Genomic DNA, 15,050 nt, shown 5'->3' on the forward strand with positions numbered 1-15,050 from the left:
CTCAGAGCAGGCTGAACAGCGACAGGCCGTTGACCGTCAGGTAGGTCTTCTGCGTCGCCTGCAGGGCCAGCTTGTAGTTGCCCAGGTCGATGCTGGCCTTGGCGTAGTCCAGCGCCGAGAGGTCGCCCTCGACCTTCTGGTTGACCAGGGAGATGTCCTGGTTGCTGTTGTCCAGCAGGGTCAGGGTGTTCTGCCGCCCACCCAGGTCGGTGATGGCCGACAGCAGCTTGCCGTGGCTGTCGTCCAGCAGGTCGAGGGTGGCCGCGATGCTCTGCTGGATGGCCGGGTCGCTGCTGTCCAGGGCCGGGTCCTGCAGCTTGGCCACCAGGGCGTGGAGGCCGTTGAGCAGGTCCATGCCGTTGCCGAACAGCGGGCGGATGGCGACGTTCTCGTCGACCATCACGCCGTTGGCCACCACCGCCTGGCGCGTCTTGTCGTTGCCGGTGGCGCTGTAGGTGCCGCTGGCCTCGTCGTAGGTCACCGCCGGCTGGTCGGTGAGGGTGCCGGAGAACAGGTAGCGGCCCTCCTCGTCCTTGACGTTGAGGTAGCTGACCAGGGTCTTCTCCAGGTTCGACAGCTCGCCGGCCATGGCGCCGAGCTGCTCGTTGGCGTTGGAGCCGTTGGCCGCCCAGAGCAGCAGGTCGCGGATGTCCAGCAGGGTGTCGGAGGTGGACTGCAGGTTGGTTTCCTGGATCGACAGGTTGCCCGAGACCCCGGCGATGTTGCTGCCGTACTGGGCCAGGCTGGCCTCCGAGCGCTGGATGCGCAGGATGCGCACCGCGGCGATGGGGTCGTCCGAGGGGTGCTGGATGCGGTTGCTGCTGGACATCTGCTGCATCAGCTGCGACATCTTCTCGGTGTTGCGGCTCATCGAGTCCAGGAGGATGGCGGTGCTCTGCGAATTGGTGATGCGCATGGGGCGTCTCGTCGGGTGGCGGGCTACGGCGTTCAGAACGCCGCGAGCATGCTGTCGAACAGGTCCTTGGCGGTGCTGATGACCTTCATGTTGGCCTGGTAGGCCTGCTGGTAGGTCAGCAGGTTGACCGCCTCCTCGTCCAGGTTCACCGCGCTGACGCTGTCGCGCTGGTTCTGCGCCTGCTGCGTCACGGTCTTGGCGGTGTCCAGGTCGGCCTGGTTCTGCCGGCTGTCGCTGGCCACCCGGCCGATCAGCCCGGCGTAGGCGTCGTTGAGGGTCACGGCGTTGCCGTCGACGGTGATGGTCTGGCTCTTCAGGTCGATCAGCTTCAGCAGGTTGCCGTTGTTGCCCTTCTCCCCGGCGCTATCGGACAGCGCCAGTTCGGTGGGCTGCAGGCCAGTGAGGCTGAGCAGCTTGCCGGTGCTGCCGGGGTTGGCCTGCAGCAGCGCCTGGCCGGGGTTGCCGTTGAGGTCATAGCCGCCGGCCAGGGTGGAGTTGACCAGGTCGGCGACCTGGGTGGCCATCTGCGCCAGGCTGTCGAGGTTCGGCCGCAGGGTCTGGTATTCGGTGTCGTACAGCGCGCCCATGGCGCCGCCCAGGTCCTGCTGGTGGATGGCGAACTGGGTGCCGGCGAAGGCCAGGCTGACATCCTGTTCGCCGCTGCTGGTCAGGCTGACCTTCAGCTGCGCGGCGGAGGCGCCGGCCACCAGCGGCTGGCCGTTGGCCAGGGACACCGAGACCGAGCCGTCGGCGGCGGCGCTGGTGCGGATGCTGCTGTACTGGCTGAGCTGGGTGATCAGCGCGTCGCGCTGGTCCTGCAGGGCCGAGGGGTCGGCGGCGGCGGACTGCGCGGCGACGATCTTCTTGTTCAGCAGGGCGATGTTGCCGGTCAGGCCGTTGATCTCGCCGACCATGGTGCCGCGCTGTTCCTGCAGGGACTTGAGCTGGGTGTCGAGGTTGCCGGAGAGGGTGTTGAAGCGCTGCGCCAGGTTGCCGGTCTCGGCGATGATCTGCTGGCGCAGGGCGGTGGAGTCCGGGGTGGCGCTGGCCTCGCTGAGGGCGGCGAAGAAGTTGTCGAGGCCGACGCTGATGCTGGCGCCGTCGCTGGACATCAGGTCCTCCAGCGCGCCCAGGTACTGCTGGGCGTTGCTGTAGTAGTTCTGCGCGGTGGTGGCGCGCCACAGCTGCTGGTTGAGGAAGTCGTCGGACATGCGCCGGATGCCGGTCACCTTCACCCCGCCGCCGGGGCTGAGCGAGCCCTGCCCGCCGAGGGAGCTGGTGAGCACCGACAGGCGGCTGAACCCCGGAGTGTTGACGTTGGAGGTGTTCTGCCCGGTGATCGACAGGCCGATCTCCGAGGCGCGCACGCCGCTGTAGGCGATCTGCGTCAAATTGCTCACGACTGCTTCCCTTTGGGCTGAAGGCGGATCGGTTGGGCGAAGGCGGCGGAGAGTGCCTGGTGTTGCCTGCCCTGCTGTTGATAGGCGACCGGTTCGGCCGCCGGCTTAAGCGGCGCCGGCGCCGCAGCCTGGCCGCGGCGATCCAGGTCGTCGAGGATGCCGCGGGTGTAGCGGCGGGTTTCCTCGAAGGGGATGCGTTCGATCCAGGCCTCGCCGCTGATCTCGCCGCGGCGCGGGTCGCCGTTGCTCTTCAGCCACTCGTCCACCCGGCCGGGGCCGGCGTTGTAGGCGGCCAGGGCCAGGGCGCGGTGGCCGTCGTAGCGCTGCAGCATCTCGTCGAGGTAGGCGCTGCCGAGCTGGCGGTTGTAGGCGCCATCCTGGGTCAGGCGCTGCGGGTCGAACTCCAGGCCCAGCTTGGCGGCCATTTCCCGCGCGGTGTCGGGCATCAGCTGCATCAGGCCGCGGGCGCCCTTGGGCGAGACGGCGGCGACGTCGCCGGCGGATTCGTGGTCGATCAGGCTGTCCACCAGTTCGCCGAAGGCCGCGCTGCCGCGTTGCCAGAGCCGCCCGGCGGCCTGCACGCCGCGCTGCCAGTCGGCCGCCACGGCCTGCTGCAGGCTGCGCGGCAGGCCCAGTTGGTCGCCGCCGGCCAGCGCCTCGCCGCGGCTGTCGGAGTCGTGGCCGGAAAGCTGGCGCACCAGCAGCGCGGCGATGCCGGTCTGCTTGCGCTCGGCCAGGCTGTCGGCGAGCACGCCGTCGTAGAAGTCGTGCATGGTGTCCAGGTCGCGGCTGCGGCCGATGCCGCCGGCCGAGAGCACGTCGCCGGCCTTGCGCATCTGCTTGAGGATCTGCTGCAGGAACAGCGCCTCGAACTGCTCGGCGGCCGCCTCCAGGCGCGCCTGGGGGTTGCCGTCCTGGCCGCGCGCGGCGTTCAGCGCGGTGGGGAGTGAAACGATGCTCATGCGCGCACCCTAGATGATGATGAGTTCGGCGTTCAGCGCGCCGGCCTTCTCCAGCGCCTGGAGAATGCTCATGACGTCGTCCGGGGTGGCGCCGAGGCTGTTCACGGTGTCGATGATGCCTTGCAGGCTGGCGCCCTCGGGCCAGCGGAACATCGGTTTCTTGTCCTGGGCGACGTTGACGTCGGACTGCGGCGTGACCGTGGTGCGGCCGCCGGAGAACGGCGCCGGCTGGCTGACCTGGGGGTTCTCGCTGATGGTCACGGTGAGGCTGCCGTGGGACACCGCGGCGGCCTTCACCCGCACGCCCTGGCCGATGACCACGGTGCCGGTGCGGCTGTTGAACACCACCTTGGGCCGTTCGCGGCCTTCCTGCACCTCCACGCCTTCGAGCAGGGCCATGAAGCTGGTGCGCTGGTTGGCCGAGACCGGCGCGCGCACGCTGACCTTGGTGCCGTCCAGGGCCTGGGCGCTGCCGGCGCCGAGCAGGTTGTCCAGCGCGGTGACGATGTGCGCGGCGGTCTGGAAGCTGGGCTGGCGCAGGTTGAGCATGATGTCCGGGCGGCTGGCGAAGTCGCTGGGGATCATCCGCTCGACGGTCGCGCCGTTGGGGATGCGCCCGCCGTTGGCGGTGTTGATGGTGACGCTGGAGCCGCTCTGGCCGCTGGCGTTGAGGCCGCCCACGGCCACCGCGCCCTGGGCCAGGGCATAGGTTTCGCCGTCGATGCCGCGCAGCGGCGTGAGCAGCAGCTGGCCGCCGCGCAGGCTCTTGGCGTCGCCCAGCGAGGACACGGTGACGTCCACCGTCTGCCCGGGGCTGTACGAGGGCGGCACTTCGGCGGTGATGCTCACCGCGGCGACGTTCTTCAGCTTGGGGTCGATGTTGGCCGGCAGGTTCACGCCGAACTGCTTGATCATGTTCACCACCGACTGGCTGGTGAACTTCACCTGGGTCTTGTCGCCGGTGCCGTCGAGACCGACCACCAGGCCGTAGCCTATCAGCTGGTTGCCGCGGATGCCTTCCACGTCCACCAGTTCCAGCAGCGGCACGGCGCGACTCGCCAGGGGCCAGCAGAACAGCGTCAGCGGCAGCAGGTACTTCAGGATGGCTCGCATGGCCGGCAGCGCCTCACAGCGGGAACAGGGGGTGGGTGAAGAAGCGCGTCAGCCAGCCGGCCGAGTTGCTGTCGTTGAGCACGCCGCGCCCGGCGTAGGAGATGTTGGCGTTGGCGACGTTCTGCGAGGACACCTGGTTGTTGCGGTTGATGTCCTCCACCCGCACCAGGCCGGTGAGGCGGATGAACTCCGAGCCCTGGTTCAGGCGCAGGTTCTTCTCGCCGCGGACCACCAGGGTGCCGTTGGGCAGCACCTGGTGCACGGTCACCGCGATGGCGCCGCGCAGGGAGTTCTGCTGCTCGCTCTTGGCGTCGCCCTTGAAGTCCCGCGAGCTGTCCGCCGAGCTTTCCAGGCGGTCGTAGCTGTGGCCGAGGATGGTAGGGATGCCGATGCCCAGGCTGGAACTCTTGTCGAAGCTGGTGCCGGCGCTCTTGCTCGACTGCGTCTGCTCCTCCAGCACCACGGTGAGCACGTCGCCCACGCGCAGGGCGCGCTGGTCCTGCACCAGGCCGCCGTAGTAGCCGGGGCGGTACAGCCCGCCGCCGGTGGTGGGCGGCAGGCTGTAGTCGAGGGTCGGCGGCTGGTAGGCGCTGGAGTCCTCGTCCGGGAGCATCTCGTTGAAGCTCGCGCAGCCGCCCAATAGCAGCAGGGCAAGCAGCGTCGGCAGGCGGCTCATGGCGGTCATACGGTCTGGTTGAGGAACTGCTGCATGCCGGAGGCGGCGTCCAGCACCTTGGCGTTGGCCTCGTAGGCGCGCTGGATGGCGATCATGTTGACCATGGCCTCCACCACCTGCACGTTGGAGCCTTCCAGCACGCCCTGCTTGAGGGTGCCCAGGCCGTCTTCGCCGGGCACGCCTTCCACCGGCTGGCCGCTGGCCACGGTCTCGCGGTAGAGGTTGCCGCCCAGGGCTTCCAGGCCCGCCGGGTTGGTGAAGTTGACCAGGGTGATCTGGCCCAGCTGGGTCGGCTGCGTCTCGCCGGCCATGATCGCAGTGACGGTGCCGTCGCTGCCCACGGTGAAGCTGCTGCTGCCGGCCGGCACCTCGATGTTGGGGATCAGCGGCAGGCCCTGGGCGTTGACCACCACGCCGTCGGAATTGAGCTGCAGCTGGCCGTTCTCGGTGTACAGGGTGTCGCCGTTGGGCGCTTCCACCTGGAAGAAGCCGCGGCCGACCACGGCCAGGTCCATCGGCTGGCCGGTGGTCTGCATGCTGCCTTCGGTGAACACCTTCTGCGTGCCGGCCACGCGCACGCCGCTGCCCAGCTGGATGCCCGAGGGCACGGTGTTGACCTGGTCGGCCTGGGCGCCGGGCTGGCGGTCGATGGAATAGAACAGGTCCTCGAAGACCACCCGGTCGCTCTTGAAGCCGGTGGTGTTGACGTTGGCCAGGTTGTTGGCCACCGCCGACAGCGCGGTGTCCTGCGCGGCCAGGCCGGTCTTGCTCACCCACAGTGCCGAACTCATGCGGTATCTCCTTCGCGGGCCGCGCGCGGCGCGGCCGGGTTGTACGGGGCGCGTCAGTCGCGCAGCAGGCGGTCGCCGGCGGACGCCATGTCCTCGGCGGCCTTCATCATCTTCACCTGGGTCTCGAACATGCGGTTCAGGCTCATGGTCGCGGTGAGCTGGTCGATCGACGACACGTTGCTCGCCTCCAGGTAGCCGCTGACCAGGCGCACGTCGTCGGTGGCCTCGGCCGGCCGGCCGTCCTTGCGCACCAGCAGGCCGGCGGCGTTCTTCTGCAGCTCGGCGGCCGGGGCGTCGACCAGCTTGATGCGGTCCACCTCGGTCATCAGGTAGTCGCCGCGCGGCATCACCGAGACGGTGCCGTCCTCGCCGATGTTCACGCTGTCGTACTCGGGCAGGACGATCGGGCCGCCCTCCCCCAGCACCTGGCGGCCGTTGATGGTCAGCCGCCCTTCGCTGTCGACGAGCATGCTGCCGTGGCGGGTGTAGGCCTCGCCCTCGCCGTCCTGCAGGGCGATCAGGCCCTGGCCGCGGATGGCAAAGTCGAGGTCGCGGCCGGTCACCGTGAGGGTGCCGGGGGCCATGTCGACGCCGTTGTTCTCCAGGCGCGCCAGGTGCCGGCTGTCGTAGCCGTAGCCGCTCACGTCCACGGCGCTGACGCGCTCCATGTCGGCGCGGAACCCCGGGGTGTTGGCATTGGCCAGGTTGTTGGCGCGCACCTGCAACGACTGCAGGGTGCGGCTGGCGGCGCTCATCGCGGTATAGGCCAGGCGGTCCATGGGTCAGCCTCAGACGGCGCCGAACAGCGCTTGGGTGAGTTCCTTGTCGGTGGTCAGCACCTTGGTGTTGGCCTGGTAGTTGCGCTGGCCTTCCATCAGGCTCACCAACTGCGCGGTGAGGTCGACGTTGGAGCCTTCCAGCGCGCCGGCCACCAGGTCGCCGAACTGGCCGCCGCCGGGGGCGCCCACCAGCGGGCCGCCGGAGGCCGAGGTCTCGGTCCAGGCGGTGCCGCTGACCGCGCGCAGGCCCTCGGGGTTGACGAAGCTGGCCAGCACCACCTGGCCCTGCAGCAGGCGCTGGCCGTTGCTGTAGTTGACGTAGACCATGCCGTCCTCGTCGACGGTCAGGCCGGTCTTGTCGCCGGAGGCATAGCCGGAAGCCTTGTTGGTAGTGACGGCGAAGTCGGAGCCGTACTGGGTGGTGCCGGTGTAGTCGACGTTGATCGCCAGGGCGTTCACGCCGCCGGCCAGGCCGCCGACGTTGAGGGTGAAGGGCGCGCTGGGCGAGGTCAGCATGCCGGCGCTGTCGAAGCTCAGCGCCTGGGTGCCCACGGCGTTGCCGTCGGCGTAGTAGTGGCTGATCCAGGCGTTGTCGGCGGTCTTCACGAAGTACTGCGTCAGGGTGTGTTCCTTGCCCTGGGAGTCGTAGACCTTGGTGGTGTAGGTGGAGTTGTAGGTGGAGGCGTCGGCCGGGTCGAAGGCCAGGGTCGGCACTTCGCCGTCGGCATCGAGGTTGGCGACGAAGTCCAGGCTGTCGGTGGCCTTGGCCGGCAGGCTGGCGGTCTTCACCTGCAGGTCGCCGAGCACGCCGGCCTGCAGGTTGCCGGCGGCGTCCACCGAGTAGCCCTGCAGGCGCTGGCCGGAGGCGTTGACCATGTAGTTGGCGTTGTCGGTGTTGAACACCCCGGCGCGGGTGTACTGGGTCTCGCCGGTGGCGCTCTTGACCATGAAGAAGCCGGTGCCGGAGATGGCCAGGTCGAGGTTGCGGCTGGTGTTGGTGAGGCTGCCGCCGAGGCTGATGCTCTGGGTGCTGCCCAGCACTTCCACGCCCATCGCCTGGCTGTCGGCGTAGACGCTGCCGAACTCGGTGCGCGAGGACTTGAAGCCGACGGTGCCGACGTTGGCGATGTTGTTGCTGACGGTGTCCAGCTGCTCGCTGACGGCGTTCAGCCCGGTCAGGGAAATATTGAAGCTCATCGGGGTTCTCCTGGGCGGGATCAGGCAGCCGCGCTGCCGAATTCGACGATGTTGTAGAAGGGCACGGAACCGGCTCCCTCGACTTCCAGTACCGGGCCGCTGTCGCTGACGCGCACGTGGCTGACCTTGCCGCCGACCTCGACCTTGGGCTTCTCGCCGCTGCTGGTCTCGACCTCGACGCCGTACTTGCCCGGCGCCAGACCTAGCTTCTGCGGGTCGACGCTGAAGGCCACGCTGCCGGCCTCCTGCGGGCCGAGGGCGAGCTTGGTGACCTCGCCGGTGGCGGCGCTGGTCAGCTTCAGGGTGGTGCTGGTGGAGGCGTGCTCCAGCTGCACCTGGCCGTCGACCACGGCGTCGTCCAGCTGCAGGCTGTCCACCGAGACCATCACCTTCTGCCCTACCAGGCCGGCAGCGGTGAGGTTCTGCAGGTTGTCAGCGAGCACCAGGCTGTTCTTCTGGATGGTGTTGAGGTTCTCCAGGCTCTGCACCTGGGACAGCTGCGAGTACTGGTTGACGAACTGGGTGCTGTCCACCGGGTCGGTCGGGTCCTGGTACTGGATCTGCGCGACCATCAGGGTGATGAAGTTGTTCTGCAGCTGCGACACGTCGGTCAGGTTGACGCCGACGCTGTCGCTGCCAGCGCTGCTGCCGCTGGCGGAGTTGGTGCCGTTGACGCTGCTGGTCATGACTGTTCTCCCAGCTTCAGCAGGCCCTGCTGCATGCTGCGTACACGGTTGAGGACGTCGACGCTGGTCTCGAAGCTGCGGGTGGCCGACATCATGTCGGTCATTTCCTCGATCTCGTTGACGTCCGGGTAGTAGACGTAGCCGTCGCGGTTGGCCAGCGGGTTGTTCGGCTCGTAGCGGCGTTGCGGCGCGGTGCCGGAAGTCACCACGTCCAGCACCTGCACGCGGGCGCCGCCCATGCCGGCGTCGCGCACCAGTTCGTCGTTGCCGTAGACGGCGGCGAACATCGGCTTGCGCGCCTTGTACGCGGCATCGGCGCTGGAGGCGGCGGAATCGGCGTTGGCCAGGTTGCTGGCCACGGTGTTCAGGCGCACGGTCTGCGCGGTCATCGCGGAACCGGCGATGCGGTAGATGGAGTCCAGTGCCATGCTCAACGTCCTTCGATGGCCTGCTTGAGGCCGCGGAACTTCATGCCGAGGAAGGTCAGGCTGGTCTGGAAGCCCATGGCGTTGCGGGCGAACTCCGACTGCTCCACGCCCTGCTCGACGCTGTTGCCGTCTTCCGACGGCTGGTTGGGGATGCGGTACTTCAGCTGCGCGTCGTCGTCGGCGAAGGCCAGGCCGGCGTCCTCGGCCTGCGGGTCGAGGCGGCGCATCTCGCCGGCGAAATCGATATCGCGGGCGAGGAAGCCCGGGGTGTCCTGGTTCGCCAGGTTGGCGGCGAGGATCTCGCTGCGCTGGGTGCGCACCTGCAGCGCACGCACGTGCACGGCGAGGGATTCTTCTACCCGTATGCTCATCGGTGGCTGTCTCCGGCCTGACTCTTGCTGGCGTCCTCTTCAGCAGGAACCGTGCCTAACTTGAGAACAGCGAGCAAAGCCTTGATTTCACTGACCTCCAGCCCACACCGCCAGCCCCCGGCCGCCCCCCGGCTTCCGCTTTCGCGTCGCCTGGCGGGCCGGGGCGGAAAAAGCCTTTCCGCCCTCTTCCTGGTCCTCGCCGCCGGCCTGGCCGGCCCCACCTGCGAGGCAGCCGGCGAAGTCCGCGCGCAGGTCGAACAGGCGGTGAACGCGCAACTGGACGCCCAGCTGCGTGAAGAAGCCCGGCGCAACGGCTGGCAGGGCCTGCGCAGCCAGTTCAGCCACGAACTGCTCGGCAGCCTGCCGCCGGCGCCCTGCAGCCAGCCACTGCAACTGCAAAGGCGCAGCGACGAACCCTCGGCCCTGGCCCGCCAGCGCTACGAAGTCCGCTGCGCGGACGGCGCCGGCTGGGCGGTGACGGTCAGCAGCCAGGCCGACGCCTTCCTGCCGGTGCTGGTGACCGCCGCCATCATCGACCGCGGCCAGGTCCTGGGCGCCGGCGACCTGAAGCTGCAAGCGCAGAACATCGCCCGCGCCCACCACGGCTTCTTCACCCGCCCCGAACAGGTCATCGGCCAGGGCGCCCGCCGCCGCCTGCGCGCCGGCCAGCTGCTCACCCCGCAGGTGCTCAGCAGCGCGCAACTGGTCAAGCGCGGCCAGCAGGTCCGCATCAACGCCAGCCGCGACGGCATCCAGGCCAGCACCCCGGGCCAGGCCCTGGCCAACGGGCAGCAGGGCGAAGTGATCAAGGTACGCAACCTGAGCAGCGAGAAGGTGATCCAGGCGCGGGTGGTCGAGGCGGGGGTGGTCAGCAGCACCTTCGAATGAACGAGCCCGTAGGAGCGGGCCCTGCCCGCGATTCGCGCGCAGGGCGCGCTCCTACAGGGGAATGACACGGGTGGGGCAGCGTAGGAGCGGATCTCATCCGCGAACCGCGCCGGAACCTCCAGTTATCGCGGACAAGGTCCGCTCCTACGGGGGGAGAATGCCAGGTTTCACGGCAGACTGTAGGAGCGGGCCCTGCCCGCGAATCGCGCGCAGGGCGCGCTCCTACAGGGGAATGACACGGGTGGAGCAGCCTAGGAGCGGATCTTATCCGCGAATCGCGCCGGAACCTCCAGTTATCGCGGACAAGGTCCTACGTCCGTGCGTCCCTGGTGCGGCCGGAGCAGTTGCCTTGTCGATCGCGCCGAGGTGCTCTTCGTAGGAGCGAGCTTGCTCGCGAACAGGCTCCGCTGCCGGGCTCATTCGCGAGCAAGCTCGCTCCTACGAAAAGCCGTGCTTCCCTGGGGCTGTAGGAGCGGACTCTGTCCGCGATGCCTTCCCGCAAGATTTTCTCGAATCGGCCCTTAAGCCCTTTTCCACCCCGGTCGCCCTACCCCTTCAGCAGGCGATCAAAGCCGGCTTTACACAAGCCCAATCCGAGGATTCATTCCATGGCTCTGTCGATCCATACCAACTATTCCGCCCTGACCACCCAGACCAACCTGAACAAGACCAACGCCAAGCTGGCCACCAACCAGCAGCGCCTGGGCACCGGTTACCGCGTGAACAGCGCCGCCGACGACGCCGCCGGCCTGCAGATCGCCACCCGCCTGGACGCCCAGTCCCGCGGCATGGCCGTGGCCACCCGCAACGTCAACGACTCCGTGTCCCTGCTGCAGACCGCCGAAGGCGCCTTCAGCGAAATGACCGACATCGTCCAGCGCATGAAGGACCTGGCCACCCAGTCCTCCAACGGCACCAACAGCTCCAAGGACCAGGACTCCATGCAGTCCGAGTACGACGAGCTGGGCAAAGAGCTGGCCAACATCATGAAGAACACCAGCTACGCCGGCGACAAGCTGTTCAGCGACGGCACCGAAGTCAACGGCAGCAACGGCAAGTTCTCCGCCTCCATCAGCTTCCAGATCGGCGCCAGCAGCGCCGAGACCCTGGCGGTCGACGCTTCCACCAACCTGACCGACGTCGCCACCAAGCTCAGCGACATCTCCTCGGTCTACGCCGCCAGCGGCGCAGCCACCGCCGCCAGCGGCAGCGAACTGAGCGCGGCCAACGCCAACGGCATGATCGACAAGCTGAGCACCGCCCTGGACAGCATCGGCACCCTGCGCGCCCAGTTCGGCGCCAACATCAACCGCCTGAACCACACCGCCAACAACCTGGCCAACATGAAGGACAACACCGACGTGGCCAAGGGCACCATCATGGACGCCGACTTCGCCTCCGAATCGGCCGCCATGACCAAGAACAGCATGCTGATGCAGTCCGGCATCTCCATGCTCAAGCAGGCCGGCCAGATGCCGGGCATGGTCATGTCCCTGCTGGGCTGATCCGCCCCGCGCAACTGACCGAAAGCAAACGCCCCGACCCGTTCGGGGCGTTTGCCGTTGGGGCCGGGGAATCCGGCGACGCGAGTGGAATTAGCAATCTGTCAAGCAAGAAAGGTATAGAAATGGGACTTGTCTCTACATTTTATTGACGCCAGAATGTCGTCCCTCTTCATCAGAACCGATACGAATTCGTACAGGGACAGGCCGCCAGACGCTTCATGGACATGATTCAGATCACGCCCGTCGCCGACGCCCGCCCCCTTCCCGCCCGCCTCATCCGTACCGGCCTGGCCGACGGTTGCCTCGCCCACTTCCAGCCCGAGCTGTACCAGTTGGTGCTGCAGCGCGAGGGCTTCGAGGAAAAGGTCGAGCTGGGCTTCTCCGGCAGCCGCCTGCTCGAACGCCTGCTGCGCGAACCCGGCGAGGTGGTGGCGCGCGACGAATTGCTGGCCCACGCCTGGAGCGACCGGGTGGTCGGCCAGGGCAGCCTCAACCAGCAGATCTACACGCTGCGGCAGATACTCGGCGACGAGAAGCGCCGCGAGATCATCCAGACCCTGCCGCGCCGCGGCTACATGCTCAACCCGCGCTTCGCCGTGCGCGCACCGGTCGAAGCCGAGGACGCGCCCCTCCCCGATCAGGAACCAGCCCCGGCCGCCATGCCCGCCACCCCTCCGCTGCGACCGGCCCGCCGTTGGCGCAGGCCCGAGCAGCTGGCCGTGGCGGCGCCGCTGCTGCTGGCCGGGCTGGCCCTGGCCGCCACGCTGCACTATGCCCTGCAGCGAACCCAGGACCTGCGCGCGGACCTGGACATCGGCAACAAGCATTTCACCTATTTCGATGCGCGCGCCCAGGGCCTGGCCCAGCTGCGCGAACGCACCGGCGCCCTGAGCGCGCGCCTGGCCGCGCTGAGCGAGCAGCCCGCGCGCTTCACCCTGTCGCGCCATGCCGGCTTCTACGAAGTGGCCTGCAGCAGCGCCCAGGCCTCCACCCGCCTGCTGCTGATCCACCAGGACCAGCTCGCCCGCCTGGGCGACGAGCAACTGCGGAGCTGCCTGCCATGAAGCGTCTGCACCTGCTCGCCGGCAGCGCAATGCTGAGCCTGGGCCTGTTCAGCGGGATGACCGCCACCTGGCTCAACTACCGCTCCGCCAGCGAGTTCGACGGCCGCTACCGCAGCAGCGGCCAGCTGATCCTCGCCGACGGCCGCGTCCTGCGCCTGGAGCACAGCCTGCTGCTGCGCGACGGCCGCTTCTATGCGGTGACGCGCCAAGGCGACACCGTGCAGAAGACCTCCGGCAGCGTCGAGTCGGGCTTCCTCGATCACCTGCGCCTGCGCGTGGAAAAGAGCGAGCTGGCCGAACTGCAGCAGGCCGCGCAACTGGACAACGAGCTGCTGTTCAACCTGCTCTACGGCAGCGACAACGACAGCGTGCTCAACCTGCAGCCCCACGGCGACTGCCTGTTAGCCGAGGAAACCCGCCAGCTTTACTGTGCCGAGCACTTCGCCGGCGAGCCCTGATCAAGGCTTGGCCGCAGAGGCCCCCTGCCCGCCACTGAACTTCGCCCCCTCGGAACCGACCTGCACACGCGCCTGTTCATCGCTGAACAACTGGCGGTACAGCTGCTCGGCGCTGTCGGTCAGCAACAACAGTTCGATGCGACGGTTGGCGCCGTTCTGCGGGTCCTCCGGCAGCAGCGGCATGCCGTCGGCCTGGGCGGTCACCTGGAGCACGTTGTTCGCCGGCAGGCCGGCGTCCACCAGCACGTTGCGCGCCTGCAGGGCGCGGTCGCCGGAGAGATTCCAGTTGTTGTAGCCGTTGGCCCCGCGGTAGGGCACGGCATCGGTGTGGCCGCTGAGGATCAGGCGGTTGTCGACCTTCGCCAGCACGCCGCCCAGGGCCGCCAGCAGCGTGCGGAAATGCGGATCGAGGATGGCGCTGCCGCGGGGGAACATGAAGCGCTTGGGGTCGTCCTTGATCAGCACGCGCAGGCCCTGGGGCACCACCTTGACCTCGATGTTGGCAAGCGCGTCGGTCTGTGCGGACACCGCGCGGATCAGCGCCGCCAGTTCCTGCAGGTCGACGCTGGAATCGTAGTGGCGCGGCTCGCTGCCCTCGCCCGGCTGGGTGCCGTCGACGCTGGCGCGGGTGCCCTCGGGCGTGCGCGGCGGGTTCTGCGGCTGCACCGGCATGGGCAGGCCGTCCAGTTCCACCGGCGTGCGGCTGGAACCGTCGAACACCCCGGCGCCGCCGTCCACCAGCGGGTTGCTCTGCAGGTCGCCCACCGCCGGGTTCTGCACCACGCTGCGCGGCTGCACGATCCACAGCACCATGAACAGCGCCATCATCGCCAGGGTGAAGTCGGCGAAGGCCACCTTCCAGGCGGAGCTGTGCTCCTCGGCGTGGCCCTTCTTGCTGCGCCGCTTGATGATGACTTCGTGGGGCTGCTCGCCACGCTTCCTCATGCCGCTTCCCTTTCGTCCTCGTACTGGTTGACCCAGGTCTCGAGCTGGCGGAAGGCCGGCTTGACGTCCTGCTCGATCAGCTTGCGCCCGGCGTCCACCGCCAGCAGCGTGGGCTTGCCGGCGACGTGGGCGACCAGGGTGGTGCGCACGCATTCCAGGGCCGACAGCTCGGTCTTCACCCGCTGGGCCATGGCGTTGGACAGCGGGTCGAGCAGGCAGTAGCAGAAGAAGATGCCGAGGAAGGTGCCCACCAGCGCCGCGGCCACATGGGCGCCCACCTCGCCGATGGTGCCGCCGATGCTGCCCATGGTGATGATGATGCCCATGATCGCCGCCAGGATGCCGAAGCCGGGCATGGCCTCGCCGACCTTGTGCAGCGACTTCGACGGCTGCAGCAGGGCGTGCTCCATGGCGTCCAGCTCCTGTTCGAGGAAGCCTTCCAGCTCGTGGGCGCTGATCTTGCCCATGGCCATCAGGCGGAAGTTGTCGGCGATGAAGGCCATCAGGTTCTTTTCCTGGAGGATCAGCGGGTAGCGGGCGAACAGCTCGCTCTGCTCGGGCTCCTCGATGTGCTCGTCGAGCACCTTCAGGCCGCCCACCTCGACCATCTCCAGCAGCTGGTAGAGCAGCATCAGCAACTGGCGCTGGAACTCCTCGCCACGGCGCTTGTAGACGAACACGCCCTTGACCTGGGAAAGCATCTCCAGCAGCACTTCGCGCGGGTTGGCCACCACCAGGCTGCCCAGGCCGGCGCCGAGGATGATGACCACCTCGGCCGGCTGCCAGAGCACGCGCATATCGCCGTGGGCCATGGCGTAGCCGCCCAGGACGCAGGCGACGATGATCAGCGCGCCTATGACTTTCTGCATGA

General features: G+C 68.3%; 17 protein-coding genes. 4 read left to right on the top strand and 13 right to left on the bottom strand.

Going from position 1 to position 15,050, the window contains the following annotated elements; genetic code table 11:
- Nucleotide 1: 1 nt before the first annotated feature.
- From flgL to flgB, 11 genes are read right to left on the bottom strand one after another with little or no spacing between them, the layout of a single operon-like run.
- Nucleotides 2-916 (bottom strand): flagellar hook-associated protein FlgL, encoded by a 915-nt coding sequence (flgL, locus tag M8R19_RS02535; protein WP_249916917.1) that lies wholly within the window; start codon nt 914-916, stop codon nt 2-4.
- Nucleotides 917-948: 32 nt separating this feature from the next.
- The gene (flgK, locus tag M8R19_RS02540) at nt 949-2,316 is read right to left on the bottom strand and encodes a flagellar hook-associated protein FlgK (protein ID WP_116423224.1); all 1,368 of its coding nucleotides are present in this window, start codon (nt 2,314-2,316) and stop codon (nt 949-951) included.
- On the bottom strand, nt 2,313-3,278 hold the full coding sequence (locus M8R19_RS02545; protein WP_249916918.1) for a lytic transglycosylase domain-containing protein: 966 nt from the start codon (nt 3,276-3,278) through the stop codon (nt 2,313-2,315). Before M8R19_RS02545 ends, flgK begins: the two co-directional genes overlap by 4 nt.
- Nucleotides 3,279-3,287: 9 nt before the next feature.
- Nucleotides 3,288-4,391, bottom strand: coding sequence for a flagellar basal body P-ring protein FlgI (locus tag M8R19_RS02550; protein WP_074986158.1), 1,104 nt, complete (start codon nt 4,389-4,391; stop codon nt 3,288-3,290).
- 13 nt (nt 4,392-4,404) lie between these two features.
- Entirely contained in the window at nt 4,405-5,067 is a 663-nt protein-coding gene (gene flgH / locus M8R19_RS02555) for a flagellar basal body L-ring protein FlgH (RefSeq protein ID WP_024128717.1), read from the bottom strand.
- A gap of 5 nt (nt 5,068-5,072) precedes the next feature.
- Entirely contained in the window at nt 5,073-5,858 is a 786-nt protein-coding gene (gene flgG, locus M8R19_RS02560) for a flagellar basal-body rod protein FlgG (RefSeq protein ID WP_009622739.1), read from the bottom strand.
- A gap of 53 nt (nt 5,859-5,911) precedes the next feature.
- Entirely contained in the window at nt 5,912-6,637 is a 726-nt protein-coding gene (locus M8R19_RS02565) for a flagellar basal body rod protein FlgF (protein ID WP_249916919.1), read from the bottom strand.
- A gap of 9 nt (nt 6,638-6,646) precedes the next feature.
- Complete coding sequence (flgE, locus tag M8R19_RS02570) at nt 6,647-7,834, bottom strand: flagellar hook protein FlgE (protein ID WP_249916920.1); 1,188 nt, start codon at nt 7,832-7,834, stop codon at nt 6,647-6,649.
- A 20-nt stretch (nt 7,835-7,854) separates the two neighbouring features.
- Nucleotides 7,855-8,520 (bottom strand): flagellar hook capping FlgD N-terminal domain-containing protein, encoded by a 666-nt coding sequence (locus tag M8R19_RS02575; protein ID WP_249916921.1) that lies wholly within the window; start codon nt 8,518-8,520, stop codon nt 7,855-7,857.
- Complete coding sequence (flgC, locus tag M8R19_RS02580) at nt 8,517-8,948, bottom strand: flagellar basal body rod protein FlgC (RefSeq protein ID WP_043271835.1); 432 nt, start codon at nt 8,946-8,948, stop codon at nt 8,517-8,519. The genes M8R19_RS02575 and flgC overlap by 4 nt, the downstream gene beginning before the upstream one ends.
- A 2-nt stretch (nt 8,949-8,950) precedes the next feature.
- A complete protein-coding gene (gene flgB / locus M8R19_RS02585) occupies nt 8,951-9,319 on the bottom strand; it encodes a flagellar basal body rod protein FlgB (RefSeq protein ID WP_249916922.1) in 369 nt (122 codons plus the stop codon).
- A gap of 264 nt (nt 9,320-9,583) precedes the next feature.
- Between flgB and flgA the strand changes: the two genes are divergently transcribed.
- From flgA to M8R19_RS02605, 4 genes are all read left to right on the top strand, one after another.
- On the top strand, nt 9,584-10,207 hold the full coding sequence (flgA, locus tag M8R19_RS02590; RefSeq protein WP_349654695.1) for a flagellar basal body P-ring formation chaperone FlgA: 624 nt from the start codon (nt 9,584-9,586) through the stop codon (nt 10,205-10,207).
- A gap of 608 nt (nt 10,208-10,815) precedes the next feature.
- Nucleotides 10,816-11,712 (top strand): lateral flagellin LafA, encoded by an 897-nt coding sequence (gene lafA, locus M8R19_RS02595; protein ID WP_074986145.1) that lies wholly within the window; start codon nt 10,816-10,818, stop codon nt 11,710-11,712.
- Nucleotides 11,713-11,930: 218 nt separating this feature from the next.
- Entirely contained in the window at nt 11,931-12,776 is an 846-nt protein-coding gene (locus M8R19_RS02600; protein ID WP_116423217.1) for a winged helix-turn-helix domain-containing protein, read from the top strand.
- The gene (locus tag M8R19_RS02605; protein WP_116423216.1) at nt 12,773-13,234 is read left to right on the top strand and encodes a hypothetical protein; all 462 of its coding nucleotides are present in this window, start codon (nt 12,773-12,775) and stop codon (nt 13,232-13,234) included. Before M8R19_RS02600 ends, M8R19_RS02605 begins: the two co-directional genes overlap by 4 nt.
- On the opposite strand, the gene M8R19_RS02610 is transcribed toward M8R19_RS02605, so the two are convergent.
- Together M8R19_RS02610 and motA are read right to left on the bottom strand one after the other, a co-directional pair.
- Nucleotides 13,235-14,179 carry an OmpA family protein gene (locus M8R19_RS02610; RefSeq protein WP_249916923.1) on the bottom strand — a complete coding sequence of 315 codons (945 nt, stop codon included), beginning with the start codon at nt 14,177-14,179 and terminating at the stop codon, nt 13,235-13,237. It abuts the gene before it with no gap.
- Nucleotides 14,176-15,048 (bottom strand): flagellar motor stator protein MotA, encoded by an 873-nt coding sequence (gene motA, locus M8R19_RS02615; RefSeq protein WP_249916924.1) that lies wholly within the window; start codon nt 15,046-15,048, stop codon nt 14,176-14,178. Before motA ends, M8R19_RS02610 begins: the two co-directional genes overlap by 4 nt.
- Nucleotides 15,049-15,050 lie beyond the last annotated feature (2 nt).

Origin of the sequence: Pseudomonas sp. R3.Fl (assembly GCF_023516765.1) — a bacterium.
Lineage (GTDB): Bacteria > Pseudomonadota > Gammaproteobacteria > Pseudomonadales > Pseudomonadaceae > Pseudomonas > Pseudomonas citronellolis.

Coding starts and splice junctions, on each gene's coding strand:
- M8R19_RS02610 (WP_249916923.1), bottom strand. CDS start 14,179: ATGAGGAAGCGTGGCGAGCAGCCCCACGAAGTCATCATCAAGCGGCGC.
- lafA (WP_074986145.1), top strand. CDS start 10,816: ATGGCTCTGTCGATCCATACCAACTATTCCGCCCTGACCACCCAGACC.
- M8R19_RS02545 (WP_249916918.1), bottom strand. CDS start 3,278: ATGAGCATCGTTTCACTCCCCACCGCGCTGAACGCCGCGCGCGGCCAG.
- flgE (WP_249916920.1), bottom strand. CDS start 7,834: ATGAGCTTCAATATTTCCCTGACCGGGCTGAACGCCGTCAGCGAGCAG.
- motA (WP_249916924.1), bottom strand. CDS start 15,048: ATGCAGAAAGTCATAGGCGCGCTGATCATCGTCGCCTGCGTCCTGGGC.
- M8R19_RS02550 (WP_074986158.1), bottom strand. CDS start 4,391: ATGCGAGCCATCCTGAAGTACCTGCTGCCGCTGACGCTGTTCTGCTGG.
- flgG (WP_009622739.1), bottom strand. CDS start 5,858: ATGAGTTCGGCACTGTGGGTGAGCAAGACCGGCCTGGCCGCGCAGGAC.
- flgB (WP_249916922.1), bottom strand. CDS start 9,319: ATGAGCATACGGGTAGAAGAATCCCTCGCCGTGCACGTGCGTGCGCTG.
- M8R19_RS02605 (WP_116423216.1), top strand. CDS start 12,773: ATGAAGCGTCTGCACCTGCTCGCCGGCAGCGCAATGCTGAGCCTGGGC.
- M8R19_RS02575 (WP_249916921.1), bottom strand. CDS start 8,520: ATGACCAGCAGCGTCAACGGCACCAACTCCGCCAGCGGCAGCAGCGCT.
- flgH (WP_024128717.1), bottom strand. CDS start 5,067: ATGAGCCGCCTGCCGACGCTGCTTGCCCTGCTGCTATTGGGCGGCTGC.
- M8R19_RS02600 (WP_116423217.1), top strand. CDS start 11,931: ATGGACATGATTCAGATCACGCCCGTCGCCGACGCCCGCCCCCTTCCC.
- flgC (WP_043271835.1), bottom strand. CDS start 8,948: ATGGCACTGGACTCCATCTACCGCATCGCCGGTTCCGCGATGACCGCG.
- M8R19_RS02565 (WP_249916919.1), bottom strand. CDS start 6,637: ATGGACCGCCTGGCCTATACCGCGATGAGCGCCGCCAGCCGCACCCTG.
- flgL (WP_249916917.1), bottom strand. CDS start 916: ATGCGCATCACCAATTCGCAGAGCACCGCCATCCTCCTGGACTCGATG.